Raw genomic sequence first — 14,542 nt, forward strand, 5'->3', positions numbered from 1 at the left:
CATATATAGCGCCGTGGAATTAATCAGATTTTACTCTGGGTATTTTTGAAAGCGTACAATTAACAGAACAAGCACAAAAAAGTATTCTGAGAAAATGAATCAGGAAGATGGAATTGTGCAAAAAAACCTAAAAATTTATATAGCCAAGAGTGACAATAAGATAAATTCAACCGGTTATGCTGTGTCCAAATATTCAGAATGCTTTGGTCAGATTCTTCGGGAATATTTTCGCTTATTTAGCGAAAAAATATAGCAAAGCAAGACATGTAAAAATAGGAAATTATTCTTGAATCAGAAAAAATCAACTTTACAGAGTATTATTTAATGGAAAAAGTCACTATTAATCCATTGGGAGAGATTAAAGGAAAATTTGATTATCAAGCGATTACTACGGTGAATGATATTAATACACTTTGATAAATACCCACTAAAGTACATTGTTTGCAATTCAAAAAACAAAGGGTATAAGGCTTTTACTTAGGAGAAACACTAAGTTCCATCGAAACACATGATATAATCATTACAAGACCCGCATTTTGCGGGTTAATTTAAAAACCAAAACATTCATTATTTTAATTATACTATGCTTAGTGTTTATTTTAAATTATATAGTTTTGACTTCACGACTGTAGTTTTTATTTGATATTTTTTCGTCACTTCTATAACCAAATCAATAAACCACGGCTCAGCTTCCGGTGATACATGTACTTTTTCTATTAACTTATTTAGATTCATATCCAGTTTAATTCCTGTTTTGTTATTGTTATTTTCAAATTTAATGATCCTGACTTCATTTTCATGCTTAAATGAGTTTCTTTTATGTACAAAGGGCGCTAGATTATTAAGAGGGGGAAATAAATCAGAGTCATAATCAAGGTATTTTACTTTTTCTAATAATACATTATCAGGAAGCAAATTTTGTAATCTGGCGAAATTCGTTTCTATCGCTATTGATTCATTTGTCCTGCCGTATAAATCCCACATTGCCGCTGACTCATAGCTATTTTCATGCCAACAATTTATATGTGCCATTTTCTCAAACGATTTCAATTCATTAAAAAAATCATCAACTTCCTGCTGGGTATACTCCCCTTGCTTGACCAATTTATTGTGCAATTCCTTATAATGTTTTGTTACAGTCCCTTCATATATATCTCGAAAGCCATTTATTTTTCCTAAATAGAGCTTTTTTGATGATATTAATTCAATATACTTTGTGAAAGTCATATATTTCCAGAGTTTTACTTTTTCAGGCTCTGCGAACTTGGTAGTACTCTTTGCTGTCACTTTTCTCTCCTTGTGTTTAATTTTAAAAAAATGAGTAAAATAATTTTTTTTGTAAGTATACTTAAGTTCATACATGTAAACAGGAATTGGAGGCGGTTTGATGGCGTAAAACCCGCTTCGTGCCGCGCAATTGCGCCTCGCCCACATTGAGCGAGGATGCTCAGCATATTTCGCTGAATAATAAGCGTGTCTTGTGTTCACCAATGTTCATTAAATCATCATATCTTCTTTCAAGATACTTTTTTTTGTTGCAATAACCACTTATCCAATTCATTTGCAAACCGTTGGCGATCGCGTTGGTTTAGTGCAGGAGGCCCTCCCGTTTGAATCCCGCTCGCTCGCATTGTATCCATAAAATCACGCATAGTCAGGCGTTCACGTATTGTCGCTTCACTATAACGTTCACCGCGAGGATTGAGTGCGATTGCCCCTTTTTCGATCACTTCAGCAGCAAGAGGGATGTCAGCTGTGATCACTAAATCACCGCTTACTGAACGACGGACAATTTCATTATCAGCGATATCAAATCCGGCGGGAACTTGTAACGTACGTAAAAAAGCGGAGGCAGGCACACTTAATCGTTGATTCGCCACGAATGTCACCTGTACTTTTTCACGTTCTGCCGCACGGTATAATACTTCTTTTATCACCTTAGGACATGCATCAGCATCTACCCATATAGGCATAGTAGATTCCTCTCAACTTCATATTGTTAGCTATCTATGCCCCGGATCTTCCCATAATTTTTAAAATCATCAAACTATTGTTATGGATGAATGCCCACTTTTTTCAGCTGAATACAGCATCCCAATGGATTTCAAGTTGCAGTGTGAACCTAATTGCGCGCAAAAGGCGTGCCTGTCACCGCACGCCTTTTTATAGAAAACACTAACGCCATACGATAGTGATGTCATGTATTTCAATATCATGTCCCGTAGGTACAGATCAATAATCCGCCCTTAGCCAAATAATCTTGATTATTGGTGATCTCATTCGTCTTAACATCGTATATAGCATAATACTCTTTATTAGGATGATTTATATCTGGCATATTATAAACTTTAACAGTGGGGAAGTTATCATCTACATCTGTAATTTGACCACCGGCATCTACAAATATTCCCCAATTAAAAATATTGCCAAACTCAGAGTATATCGTGTATGGGTTATTGGGCTGAAAGAAATTCCATTGTCTTAGAGAGTTGGGTGTACCTCTTGAAGTTGTGACACCAGATTCACAGGCAATGTTATCTAACCGTGGATGATAACCCGTTAAATTTGGATCTGTGGGATAAAATATCTTTTGCATGGTAACAACACAATACTTATATATATATAGATTCGTCCATCATCTATTATCATTGTTGCCTTGATCATTCCCGTACCATTCCCTTTAAAACTAATAGGGCCTTGATTACCATCGCCCAAATCAAAAATACCCGGAGAAGATTGCCCTTCAATTGTATACTGAAGCCCTCCTCGATCACTGGGTTTTTCCGGGTTATCAGGATCTACCACGTCTGCATTCAAGGCATCAAAGTAGTAAGCCATGACAAAATATGGCTGACAATTTGGATATTATTAACTATTGTACGGGATGTATTGGCATTTAAGGTTTCATCACTTTTTTTTGTTCTTTCATGATTTATACCTGAATCCGATTTTTCTTCATTCGGAACATCAACACTTTCTATCTTATTTTTATCTGCATGACTGCGATGTTCCGCTGAAATAACATTATTCGAAAACACGTTAATAAACAAAGAAAAAAACAATAGGGTGAGTAAAAAAACAGAATACCCTGACCTCTTTCTCGTATATGAAAACATTCACCAACACCCCATAATAACTTGACAGAAAAATAACCTTTTACTAAGGAGTTAATTTATAAAAATATTTTTACTTCATTTTGATATAGCATAAAAACGAGGGGTGATTAATAACCAATTGCTATCAGTCAATAAAATATAGTTATTAGATGAGGTTTTAAGAAAATAAGAATGGAAATTGCGTCTAAATAATTTTGAACGGCCACATCAAAATGTGGCCGTTAATTCATTATCAGGCATTTGACGATTTACCTATTACGCCAATTAAGACAGAAGGTCTTTTTCTCATTTGTGTGCTTCAATACTTCGCCAAAATTCCGCACATCATTAGTACCATATGAAATAGTATATCTATTATTTCTATCATCTAGAGGTGGGGCAAAACCAATAAAATAAGTGACATCATCAACTGTTATATAAAGATTTTTCGTAATAAGTTCTAGCAATTTACTATTATCTTCCTTATCTGAGGATACTATCAGATAAAAGTGATCATAGGTGCTCCAATAAAATGCCAGAACCTGCTTAATCACGGTCTTATTTGAAATTGGTGTTAAAGTACCAAACGTAGATTGGCTTCCACTCAGCCATTTTCCCTCTTGATCAATATATCCCCAGTCATGGCCATGATTAAACGAAGCCGTTCCTAACTCAAGCTCAAAAGACATCATGCAATCTTCAGATTTTGGCTTGAACAATTCCCAATCACACGCCATTAGATCTTCTTGATTAGGCTGCCAAGGCCCCCAGTTACCATAAATATTCCGTTTATCAATATGGGACAAGTAATCATACTTATCCTCACTATTTGTCTTACGAGGAACAAATTTTAAGTGTTCTTTTTTAGTCCAACTTTTACGAGAAATGTTATTCCCCAATTTCAGTTGAATCAGCGCCCATGAGAAAGAGCCTACAGGCGCGATAATTTTTTCATCTTTAAAATCACCAGGATTAAACTGGCATTCATGTTCAGGGGTCTTATTTTTCTTTTCTGTCAGATTTGAATTTTTAATTTCAGACATAAATCCCTCACTTTTTAAAGTTCAAGGTTATCTCATCTTTCGGAACAATAGTAAAAAAAACATATTAACACCAACTTAATTAAACCGGATGAATCATTTTTTAAATTCCAGATCAAATATAAAAATCACAGCATAAATTTTATTACAACAAAGAAAAGAGGAAGCTTAGAAATCAATATTTTTATTCGAATTTTTATTTTTCATTAAGTTAATATTTCGTTTTCCAGAGATAACTGATGAGTTTCAAAACACAGTTAAATATGAAAAGGCCACGCCGAAGCATAGCCTTACATTCAGGAAAACAGGGTTGTCAAACCCATTTGAAGTGAAAACATTTTCTTTCTCCTGTTTGTTTCAGTATCTCCCCTAATTTTTTAAAATCATTATTCCAATACCCACATGTAAATTCATAAGGTGCTTTACCAAGGTGTTCTATGCCTCTTATCCCCACACCTGTAGTACCAAGATTGTAAGTTACTCCGTCAACCGTAACATAAAGAGACTTCATTGACATAAAATCAGATAAATTGTTGGCTATTATTTCATCTCCAGAAGAAATAACGATCCAATTAATATCAGAATTTTCTGGATCTTTAGCATCATCCCAATAGAAAGATAGAATCTTAGCAAAACCTCTATTATTCTCGAATATCTGTAACTCTGCTGAAGAATCACCGAAGTACCCAAAATAATCTCCATCAGGGTTAACGACCTTATTTAAAATACAATCAAAAGTCAGTTCATAATTAATCCCCCAATCACAAGCCATCAGATCTTCCGGCGTTGGTTGCCAAGATGCAGATAATCCGGGTTTAAAGTACTTCCCTATATGAGAAGGCACACTGATATTGCCTTGTGTTGATTGGGGAATAAGGTATAAATATTCATTCGGATCGCTCCAATCACAGCGACTAACCTGCCAGCCTAAATCTAGTTGAATCATTATCCACGGAAACGAACCTCTTGGTGCAACTACATCCTGACTCTTGTAACGTTCAGGATTAAGTGAACACTCAAGATCAGGTTTCTTATCTTCTTTTGGCTTATCCATTCCAGACATAAATTCCTCATTTATTATTCATTGATATTTAAGGTCATTTCATCCCATTCATAGACAACCCAACAATATTACTTAAGGAAATTTTTTATCTTAATCAAAAAGCCAAATACAGACATTAATACACATTAATGTCCGGCGATAATTTATAAAAAACTGATTCTTTATATTGACGACTATCAGTTTGAGGGTAAATTCGACGTTTGCTGCTGGCAAGAAACCCCATATCAATCACAGGAAGGATTCGTAAAATACAAATAAAAATGAGTTATTTTGATTGATAACCATTTGTATTGAAAAAATTAAAACACCAACATCCATAATAAAAAAATAACAATTTATGTAAATCACCATAATAAAAAATATTATAGAAGGATAAAATAGTATGCAATGCAATCTCAAAAAAGATAATGTATCACTAAGTGATTAGATGTAATTATTTTTGTTATACAAGTAATTTTACACAATAAAGATGGGTTGAATAAAATAGAGAAATATCCAATAGCCTATAAATCCCATTTTATTACCAAACATTATTCGAATAGAGTGAGTGAAACTTAGCAAAGCAAAGGCGCGAACCGGAGGGATCAATTTTAAGACTGATATAGCATTGGTTTGCAATAATGAGACATTAGCCACAAAGTGTTACTACGCAATATGCAATACAAAAGTAAACTGAATCACTATTTTCCAGTGATGTATTTATAATCTTGATCCACAGATGAACAGTCATGTTCCTGATGGAATTCGAAGGAAAAAATGAATGGACATTCTTCGCAGTATAACGGGTATTTTTTTATTGCTTTTTATTGGATATATTTTTTCAAACAATAAAAAAATGATTAGCCTCCGAACAATAAGTGCGGCACTATTATTACAAATTAGCCTTGCCGCTATCATGCTCTATGTCCCTGCCGGGAAATGGCTTCTCCAGTCTCTTTCCAACGGTGTCAGTGCCATACTGTCTTACAGTGGGGCAGGAAGCTCGTTCATCTTTGCAGGCTTAGTTGGCGATAAAATGAATGTACTGTTCGGTGACGACGGTTTCGTTTTCGCATTTCAGGTCCTCCCCGCCATTATTTTTGTGACCGCGCTCATTGCGGTTCTCTATTACCTCGGGGTAATGAAATGGATAATTCATATCCTGGCATATATTTTTCAGAAAACGATGCGCATCAGTAAAATAGAGTCATTCGCGGCGGTGACTACCATATTTTTGGGGCAAAATGAGCTTCCTGCGATCCTAAAGCCCTTTATCAGCAAAATGAACCGTAATGAGTTATTTACCGTCATGTGTAGTGGCATGGCTTCTCTTGCTGGCTCTATGTTAATCGGCTATGCCGGATTAGGTGTTCCCGTCGAATATCTTTTAGCTGCATCACTGATGGCAATTCCTGGTGGTATTTTATTTGCACGTTTGCTGAGCCCTGCCACTGAGCCTTCTCAAGTCCAATTTGACCACATTTCATTTAGTGAAAAGCGCCCTACCAGCATCATTGAAGCGGCCGCTAACGGCGCGATGCTGGGATTAAAAATTGCCGTTGCTGTCGGTGCCGTTGTTATGGCTTTCATTGCAATCATTGCAATGATCAATGGCATTATCGGAAGTATTGGTCATCTGTTTGGCCTGACAGGAATAAGTTTGGAGCGGCTATTTGGTTATCTGTTTTCACCGTTAGCCTATCTGATGGGCGTGAGTGGAGAGCAAACAGAACTGGTTGGCAGCCTGATCGGCCAGAAACTGGCAATTAATGAGTTTGTTGCCTATAAAAACTTTTCTGTTTTCTTAAAAGATCCGACAATTTTATTGGATGCAAAAACCATTGCGGTAATTTCGTTTGCACTTTGTAGTTTTGCAAACTTCGGATCAATTGCTGTCGTCGTTGGAGCATTCATCGCTGTTGCGCCTCAAAAAGCATCAGATATTGCACAATTGGGATTGAGGGCATTGCTGGCAGCCACGCTCTCTAATCTCATGAGTGCAACTATTGCAGGATTGTTCATTAGCTTATCGGGAGCATAGCTTATGTTCAAAAAGCAAGTAGCAATCAGATAGTTGATTAGCCTAGAAGAAAAACAAGGACGTTTTTCAAAATAATGCTAATCAGCACCTCTTTCATCACAATGCCTCTAAAATTCTGTCTTCCTTATTATTACTGACTTTATTAAAACAATACTGCTTAGATAGTATAAAAAGAGACTTGGCTTTAGTCGATTTCAATTAATCCAAGAATATTCCTAATTGATAGGGTTTGTTCAGTGAGAGAAGAGAATTCACAATCATCCTGATCTGACTTCAAAGGCAAAATACTTGAACTAAATAACAAAGCTAACAACAATTTTTCAAATATCATTGTTAGCCTGTAACCTAACTATACGATTACATTAGTTTTTTTAGTTATTAATGTCATTGTTATCATCAGCACAATAACTACATGCCATGAATGAAATTATTATAGGGAGAATTCCAGTAAAAAATAACCAAAACATTTTCATGCCTCCTTCTTAAGGAAAAGATTTATCAGATATAATATGTCACACATCCCAAAACATCAAAGATTATTTTTTAATCAACTTGAAATAGATGAACATTTTCTGCTTGCTTGAAGAGCGGGAACCTATTTTCTGCCGCTTCAAAAGCCTGTGGCTTAAGATCACAAGTTTTGAGATTGGCAATTCGGTCACAGGGAAATTCAACAGAGAATATGCGAACTACTTGAGGATTAATCAAAATTGCAATGTTCTTCAAGTGTCCTTTCCTGACTTTAGTACCCTGGCCTTCTTGGTAAGAAAGATGCTATATACAATTCACTATCGGAGTTACTACGGAAATGCAATTTTTTATATAAAACCAAATCTAACGGCACTCAGTTCTAAAAGAGCTGAACATTCACTCTTTTATTTAAAAACATTCAATAACTGTTCGACATCTACAAAAAATAACATTTTAACCCAATAGATTATACTTATTAGTTCAGATTTAAATAGCATACTTTTGACTGAAAAGGGCTCGGCATTATTCATATGTAATAGTTTATGTTTTCAATCAACCTCGGTGATATATAATTGAAACTTTCATCACATTAAATAAATACACGTCTTCATTTATTTTTACCCTATTCTACTCTCTACGCAGGTATTTTTTTGCATTTAAGCCCCATAGAATTTATTTGATTCTAATCTGACAAAAAGTTTTCTTTTTCTGAATTGTTTTTAGAATACCTCTATTATAATTTGAGAATTTATAATCAAATAGTTTTGTTATAAATAGCACTATAGATTTCCATCATAAGTTAGTTAAATTTAATTTAATACAATTAACATAATAACAATAATTAAAATTACATATCTTACAGTCAAGCGCGAAAAAATAGGAAACTCTCTATGAAATTTAAAAAATCACTACTGATAATGGGATTGACTGCTTTCGGTTCTATTCCATTTTTCAATATTGCAGAGTCAAACCCACTTCACGGGTATAATGACTCTCCACCAAGCAGAGCACTTTTATGTGCCAAACGCCTCAATAAAGATTGTGGGCCAATCATGTATGAACCACAATCGGTTGAAGGCCCCAAAGGTTTTCCTCAAGGCGGCCCTCCCGATGGAAAAATCGCTAGCGCTGGAGTCGGTCAATTTAATCAACTCAATGAACAAACCAATACTCGCTGGCATCATGTCAACGTCAGTAAGGGTAAAAATGATTTTACATGGACGCTGACCGCCCGGCATAGCACAACCTCATGGCAATACTTTATTACCAAGCCGGATTGGGATCCTAATAGTCCGCTTACCCGTGCTCAATTTGATTTAAAGCCTTTCTGCGAGCGTTTTGATAACGGAGCAAAACCCGCTCAAACCATCACTCTGCATTGTGATGTGCCAGAGCGTTCAGGCTATCATGTCATTCTTGGTGTTTGGACAATTTCTGATACTGACAATGCGTTCTATCAAGTTATTGATGCCGATATTAAATAATATTCCTCACATTATATTTAATTTTGTCAGGAATGTATTAGTGGCTACATCAGTTTTAAAATAAATTAAACAACCTTCTCAAATAACGCACACCTTGTCACTAATACAGTCATGCATAACATAATCATGAATCATCGTTTATAATAAAGTGCTGGTAGTTTACCAGCACTTTTACCTAAATAACTTCATGACTTTTAAGGTAACGTTTCTCTTTTTCAGATTCTCTAATTGGCTTTGACAATATGAAAAAATCAACCATTCTCAGAATTGCCCGACCAACGGATCATCTTGCTGAAATTACGGAAATGTATTGTAAAGGTTTAAATTTATCGATACTTGGCGAATTCAAAGATCATGATAAATTCGATGGCATTATGCTTGGTCATCCCAATCACTCCTGGCATTTGGAATTTACTCACCATCAAAATACTTCTGTTGGCAAAGCACCAACAAAAGAAAATTTATTGGTATTCTATATTGAAGATAAATCCGAATGGCAATCACAAGTAGACGCCATGCTAGCAGCCGGGTTTATTCTTGTTCCATCTTATAACCCTTATTGGAATGAAAATGGAAAAACATTCGAAGACATTGATGGCTATCGAGTTGTTTTACAGCAAACCAAATCAAAGGTTTCGTGATCAAACTTCTGATTAAAACCTGATTTAAGAAACTACACACTCAGTCAAAAATAAAAAATAACGAACTGATTAATTTAATAAGACTATTAGAGATCATCAATTATCATTAATAGTCTATTAACATAAATATTTATTATTATTTTATATATGCATGATATCTCATGATAAAAACATTTTTTGTTCAGATTCCCTGCGAACGCGTAAACCAGGTAGTTCTCTCCCATCAGCACGGTCCCATTTCAAAAATTCCTCTGCCGCCCTTTGATAATCTCCTGAGTTCAATTTTCTCAATAACGTTGAATTCATAAAATTGCTGATCCCAACATTAAAAATAAATGAACATAAAGCATCGAACTGCCCTTGTGTCAATGGGACTTTGATCAACCGTTGAATGGCACCATAAATAGGATTCAAATCTTGATGTAAAAATATCTCTGCTTGTTGTGCTGTGATAACCTGCCCAGGTTTGACTCCTTTTGTGTGACCATAACCAATAGTCCATGGTGCTGCTCCTGTGGCAGGATCTGGGTATGCTTTCAGTTTCAAACCTTCGTAGGTTTTAATTTCATTAATACCATTCTCACTGATTACCATTCAATTCTCTCCACAACTCATTTGAGCAACAGATTAAATTTCGTTGAAAAAACAGATAGTGAATGAATTATAGACAAAAAATCAGTGAAGATTACCGTGAGCCTTAGTGACATCGCTAACACATCAAGGTGATAACAAAATATCTTTAAATATCAATAAATTAAATTTAATTGCAAATTTTTTTTAATTTTTAAAAAAATAATTTAATAAACACCTTGATTCTTTTTGTTTTGAGCATAAAATGCCCCTCAGAATTTAGATTTTCGTGAAGTAAATCACAATTTATACCCTTAAAGGAAGCCGTCATGAAATCTGTAAAATCTTTCTTCTCAAACGTACACCACGTTGTTATTCGTTTGTCAGCAACTCGCTTTATGTAAGTACGTGAATGCATAAGTGAGCCAGTTCAATGTGGAACTGGCTTTTTTGTTTCTTCACCCTCATTCCCATGTGAATATTTTATATTCCATCCTATTATTAACATCCCGTTATTAAATACCCTCTATCCTGAAAGCGTCATTGTTGTCCTGATTCGAACATCCACAGTAAATATAAACAATAAGCACTCACTTAACTACCACCTACTGAAGTAGGTGGGTTAGCGCACTTCGGTGCCGACGACTGAAAGTCGTCGAACCACGCACCTCGTAAACGCGCATAGGTCAAAAAATTAAAGTCAAAGTCACCGTCTAAAGACGGTGGTTTTTACCAATGATATTGAAATAAATTTACCTAACACATTGACAAGCAAAATAGATGACGTTGTCTTCATGAACACCGCTGAATACATTAACAAGATTAGTTATTAACATTAATTTTTACGATTGGTGAGCTGTATGAATTCGATAGATTTTCGCAATCTGAAGTTAAAATCAGAACCAAGTGTCTTTAAAACCATTCCACACCTGATTATCTGGCTGGCAATCATTGCCCTTACATTAGGTTTAGGCGCTTTTGTTTTCCCATACTAGTTTTCCCATACCAATTTTCCCATACTACATGACTCAATTCATTATTAACAAAACGCATGTTATCGACCAGAATAATGGGAGTGTCATAGGTAAATTAAACTGTAAAATCAACTCAACGAATATGATAGGTTACATTATCATTTGGGCCATTCTATCGTTTGTTACATTTGGTTTTTTATATTTTGTTTTCCTTTATAAAATAACAGCTCATTGTATTAATCATACTCGTGTGGTGACAATTTGAAAGGCAACAAATACCGTGATTTAAAAGCCTGAATCCTATCAGATAGAAGATTCAGGCTAAAATAACGTTTAATTTTGATATTTAAAAACAATCCGTAATATCTTAGAAACGGTATCCAACACCAAAAACCCAGGTTCCGATTTTAGTGCCTTTCAATTTGGCGTGTGAATAAGAGGTATCAATGACCCAGCTTTGAGTCGGATTAAACTGTAAACCAATCCCATAAGACAAAGAAGTATCATTATAGCTGCTTTTATCATCACCACTGGAGTGAGACACTTTACCATAATTAGCCCCGATCAATCCGTATGCACTAATGTATTCATTAAAACGGTAGCTTGGCCCCGCCATCAAAGAGGTATTACTCCATTTTATTCTACTTTTTTCCACACCATAGTAATCATAACTAAAATCATATTGGGTATAAGTCAATGAACTGATAACACCAAACTCATCATTGAATTCATAGCGATATTTTAAATTTAACCCTTGAAGGCTTTTACCGAATTCTTTTTCAAAATACTCTTTTGCTTCATTACTTCCGAAATCAGAAGCATTGAAAGATAAATTACTATGAGCATATCCCAAAGAAATAGTATTTTTACTATTATTGCTTGTACTACTTGTATTGCTAGCACTAGCATTGAAAGCCAATACGGATAATCCCGCAAAAATAACGGTCGCCAAGAATGTTTTTTTCATAGAAATACTCTCTGTTATATTTAATATATGTGCCCTGTCAGGAAAGGGTTCAAAATATACAAGAATCACATTAATACTTCAACTACACAAAAAAAACAGGAAAATTATTACTTATTCATTTAAATTCAACAAATTACAATGTAATTTATTCACTTTTAACTTAAATGGACATTACCCGCAGATAACTGATAATATAAAATAACAAAATAAAATTATTATTTTCAAGAAATTAGAATAAAGATCATCGTTTTGAAATTTAAGATACATCCTAAAAAAAAATCCAAAAAACTCCCGGAGGCAACATTTAGACAAAAATAAAAACAATGAATGCCAACATGACATATTATTATTTTAATGAATGAGATATTGGGAAATAATCCAATATAAAAATTAACTATTTATTACCCTGGTAATATATTAAATATTAATTAAAACCTTAACTAATGACTTTGCTATAAGGTCATCAGTTAAGGTTAGATACGATTCTCTATATTAATGAATAAAGTATCAATAAAGGACAACTTATTGTCATTAAATTACCCTCAGCTCTTCATAAGAAATCATGACATGCTCTTTAAACGCAGGCCTTTCAGTTAATTCGTTATAATATTTAATTAATGCTGAATGTTTCGGATGGTTAATTTTTAGATCGAAATATCGATACAGTGTATGACCAAACTGTATATCAGCTAACGTGAAGTGATCACCAGCAATAAATTGATGTTTCCTGAGCTGAGTTTCAGCAATATCTAATATATTATTTAAGTTATTTATTGCCTTTTCTATTTCAAGTTGATTTTGGTGTTGCGGCACAGTGCGCACCATTTGCCAAAATATAGGTACGGTAAAATTAAGCGCAACGTTTATTTTAGACCATTCAGCCCATTTATCTATATGCGTTCTGGTTTCTAAATCTTCCGGCCAAAAAGGCGATGATTTTGCATATCGGTTAGCAAGATAACGTAAAGTCGCCCCCGTCTCCCAAATGGGTTCACCATCGCCATCTTTGATTACGGGAACTTTCCCATTCGGGTTCATAGATAAAAATTCAGAAGTATCATTGCCTCCGTATTTATGCCCAATATCATAACGAGTAAAAGGAAGGCTTAATTCACCAATACACCACATCAAGGCTTGAACATTAGATGATGTTTTTCTTCCCCACACAGTGATCATTTAATTTCTCCTTTCTATAATGATTAAAGATAAATAATGATTAAAAATAAATTATTTCCGTAACTATGGCGAAATATCAGTTTTTTTTAATTTTCCATTTATCATTTCATCATAAATATAAAACTATAAAAAATGAAATACTGATAATAATTAATTTAATATTATTCAGGAAAATATTTTTCAACTAATGCTTGTAAAATAGAAACGGTTTCTATATCAAGAATGCCATCATAGCATTTCTGGCGAAAGTGCATTTGAAATGCTTTAACTAATAACTGGAAATTCTCCTCTTCCTCAGCGCCTGAAATATCATATCCATAACGTTTGAATTTTTCTAAAATTTTGGTACGTTCAGGTATTTGCTGATCAATATATTTTATTTTTGTTTCTTCGTCATACCATGCGCCAACACCAGCATCATAGAGCTCTTTCCATGGAAAAGCCGGACCCGGATCTGTTTTCCTTTGCCAAGCAATATCTGAATGGCCAACAACATGAGTTGGTGCAATATCGGGATAACGTTGTAATATATTGATTGCTAATGCTTTAACGGCATTAATTTGTTCAGGATGGTAAGGAGGGAAACTAAGAGTCCCCTGATTATCAGTTGCTTCATTGACAATTTCAATGCCAATGGAGCTGTCATTTAAACTATTCCTCCCCGACCAACCACTGACTCCTGCATGCCAAGCCCTTTCCAGCTCATCCACTAAATTAAATATCCGAACCTCACTAAATCCCGCATCTTGATATGTAGGATCATCTGGATTCGGAACCAAATAATGGGCACTAACATAATCACCGGTCAAAGCCTGAATGGATTTTTCAAAATTCAGGGCGGTATAATGCATAACTAAAAAACGTGAACGTCGATTAAAGCTTTTAATTGAGCGGTAAGAATTATAATCAACCTTATACATTACTTTTCTCCTTAATAAACCTTGTCATATCTCGGATAAAAAACAATCTACTGGAAAATAATGACTTTTATATTACTTTAATTTCAAGATAGTGTGTTATGGAAAGAAGATGTGAAATGAT

Annotated in this window: 17 protein-coding genes; 5 read left to right on the forward strand and 12 right to left on the reverse strand. The window is 34.6% G+C overall.

What is annotated here, in order from left to right:
• Positions 1–594: 594 nt before the first annotated feature.
• From Xsze_RS17750 to Xsze_RS17775, 7 genes are all read right to left on the reverse strand, one after another.
• A complete protein-coding gene (locus Xsze_RS17750) occupies positions 595–1,287 on the reverse strand; it encodes a DUF2971 domain-containing protein (protein WP_141557192.1) in 693 nt (230 codons plus the stop codon).
• Between the two features lie 230 nt (positions 1,288–1,517).
• Positions 1,518–1,973 carry a YaiI/YqxD family protein gene (locus tag Xsze_RS17755; RefSeq protein WP_038235773.1) on the reverse strand — a complete coding sequence of 152 codons (456 nt, stop codon included), beginning with the start codon at positions 1,971–1,973 and terminating at the stop codon, positions 1,518–1,520.
• A 239-nt stretch (positions 1,974–2,212) separates the two neighbouring features.
• On the reverse strand, positions 2,213–2,596 hold the full coding sequence (locus Xsze_RS17760) for a hypothetical protein (RefSeq protein WP_038235772.1): 384 nt from the start codon (positions 2,594–2,596) through the stop codon (positions 2,213–2,215).
• Complete coding sequence (locus Xsze_RS21875; protein WP_141557191.1) at positions 2,560–2,838, reverse strand: hypothetical protein; 279 nt, start codon at positions 2,836–2,838, stop codon at positions 2,560–2,562. The genes Xsze_RS17760 and Xsze_RS21875 overlap by 37 nt, the downstream gene beginning before the upstream one ends.
• Positions 2,814–3,116 carry a hypothetical protein gene (locus Xsze_RS17765; protein ID WP_141557190.1) on the reverse strand — a complete coding sequence of 101 codons (303 nt, stop codon included), beginning with the start codon at positions 3,114–3,116 and terminating at the stop codon, positions 2,814–2,816. Before Xsze_RS17765 ends, Xsze_RS21875 begins: the two co-directional genes overlap by 25 nt.
• 248 nt (positions 3,117–3,364) lie before the next feature.
• On the reverse strand, positions 3,365–4,138 hold the full coding sequence (locus tag Xsze_RS17770) for a DUF2829 domain-containing protein (protein WP_038235768.1): 774 nt from the start codon (positions 4,136–4,138) through the stop codon (positions 3,365–3,367).
• A 310-nt stretch (positions 4,139–4,448) separates the two neighbouring features.
• Positions 4,449–5,198, reverse strand: coding sequence for a Thoeris anti-defense Tad2 family protein (locus Xsze_RS17775; protein WP_038235767.1), 750 nt, complete (start codon positions 5,196–5,198; stop codon positions 4,449–4,451).
• A 760-nt stretch (positions 5,199–5,958) separates the two neighbouring features.
• On the opposite strand from Xsze_RS17775, the gene Xsze_RS17780 reads away from it, so the two are divergent.
• Complete coding sequence (locus Xsze_RS17780; RefSeq protein ID WP_038235764.1) at positions 5,959–7,218, forward strand: NupC/NupG family nucleoside CNT transporter; 1,260 nt, start codon at positions 5,959–5,961, stop codon at positions 7,216–7,218.
• A 543-nt stretch (positions 7,219–7,761) separates the two neighbouring features.
• Here the strand turns inward: Xsze_RS17780 and Xsze_RS17785 are convergent.
• Complete coding sequence (locus Xsze_RS17785) at positions 7,762–7,944, reverse strand: hypothetical protein (RefSeq protein ID WP_038235759.1); 183 nt, start codon at positions 7,942–7,944, stop codon at positions 7,762–7,764.
• Positions 7,945–8,579: 635 nt separating this feature from the next.
• On the opposite strand from Xsze_RS17785, the gene Xsze_RS17790 reads away from it, so the two are divergent.
• Both Xsze_RS17790 and Xsze_RS17795 read left to right on the forward strand, forming a co-directional pair.
• Positions 8,580–9,173, forward strand: coding sequence for a lytic polysaccharide monooxygenase (locus tag Xsze_RS17790; RefSeq protein WP_038235757.1), 594 nt, complete (start codon positions 8,580–8,582; stop codon positions 9,171–9,173).
• A gap of 242 nt (positions 9,174–9,415) precedes the next feature.
• Positions 9,416–9,814: a VOC family protein gene (locus tag Xsze_RS17795; protein WP_038235755.1), complete on the forward strand. Its 399-nt coding sequence runs from the start codon at positions 9,416–9,418 to the stop codon at positions 9,812–9,814.
• Between the two features lie 159 nt (positions 9,815–9,973).
• Here the strand turns inward: Xsze_RS17795 and Xsze_RS17800 are convergent, their stop codons facing one another.
• Positions 9,974–10,408, reverse strand: a complete 435-nt coding sequence (locus Xsze_RS17800; RefSeq protein WP_038235754.1) for a lysozyme — start codon at positions 10,406–10,408, stop codon at positions 9,974–9,976.
• Between the two features lie 836 nt (positions 10,409–11,244).
• Between Xsze_RS17800 and Xsze_RS23140 the strand changes: the two genes are divergently transcribed.
• Complete coding sequence (locus Xsze_RS23140) at positions 11,245–11,379, forward strand: DUF6693 family protein (protein ID WP_280176093.1); 135 nt, start codon at positions 11,245–11,247, stop codon at positions 11,377–11,379.
• On the forward strand, positions 11,363–11,623 hold the full coding sequence (locus Xsze_RS23385; RefSeq protein WP_368656205.1) for a DUF6693 family protein: 261 nt from the start codon (positions 11,363–11,365) through the stop codon (positions 11,621–11,623). Before Xsze_RS23140 ends, Xsze_RS23385 begins: the two co-directional genes overlap by 17 nt.
• 102 nt (positions 11,624–11,725) lie before the next feature.
• On the opposite strand, the gene Xsze_RS17810 is transcribed toward Xsze_RS23385, so the two are convergent.
• The 3 genes from Xsze_RS17810 to Xsze_RS17820 form a co-directional block, all read right to left on the reverse strand.
• Entirely contained in the window at positions 11,726–12,325 is a 600-nt protein-coding gene (locus Xsze_RS17810) for an Ail/Lom family outer membrane beta-barrel protein (RefSeq protein ID WP_099138047.1), read from the reverse strand.
• Positions 12,326–12,856: 531 nt separating this feature from the next.
• Entirely contained in the window at positions 12,857–13,501 is a 645-nt protein-coding gene (locus Xsze_RS17815) for a glutathione S-transferase family protein (protein ID WP_038235748.1), read from the reverse strand.
• 161 nt (positions 13,502–13,662) lie between these two features.
• A complete protein-coding gene (locus Xsze_RS17820) occupies positions 13,663–14,421 on the reverse strand; it encodes an N-acetylmuramoyl-L-alanine amidase (protein WP_038235746.1) in 759 nt (252 codons plus the stop codon).
• Positions 14,422–14,542: the final 121 nt, after the last annotated feature.

Origin of the sequence: Xenorhabdus szentirmaii DSM 16338, assembly GCF_002632585.1 — a bacterium.
In the GTDB taxonomy this organism is placed as follows: Bacteria; Pseudomonadota; Gammaproteobacteria; order Enterobacterales; family Enterobacteriaceae; genus Xenorhabdus; species Xenorhabdus szentirmaii.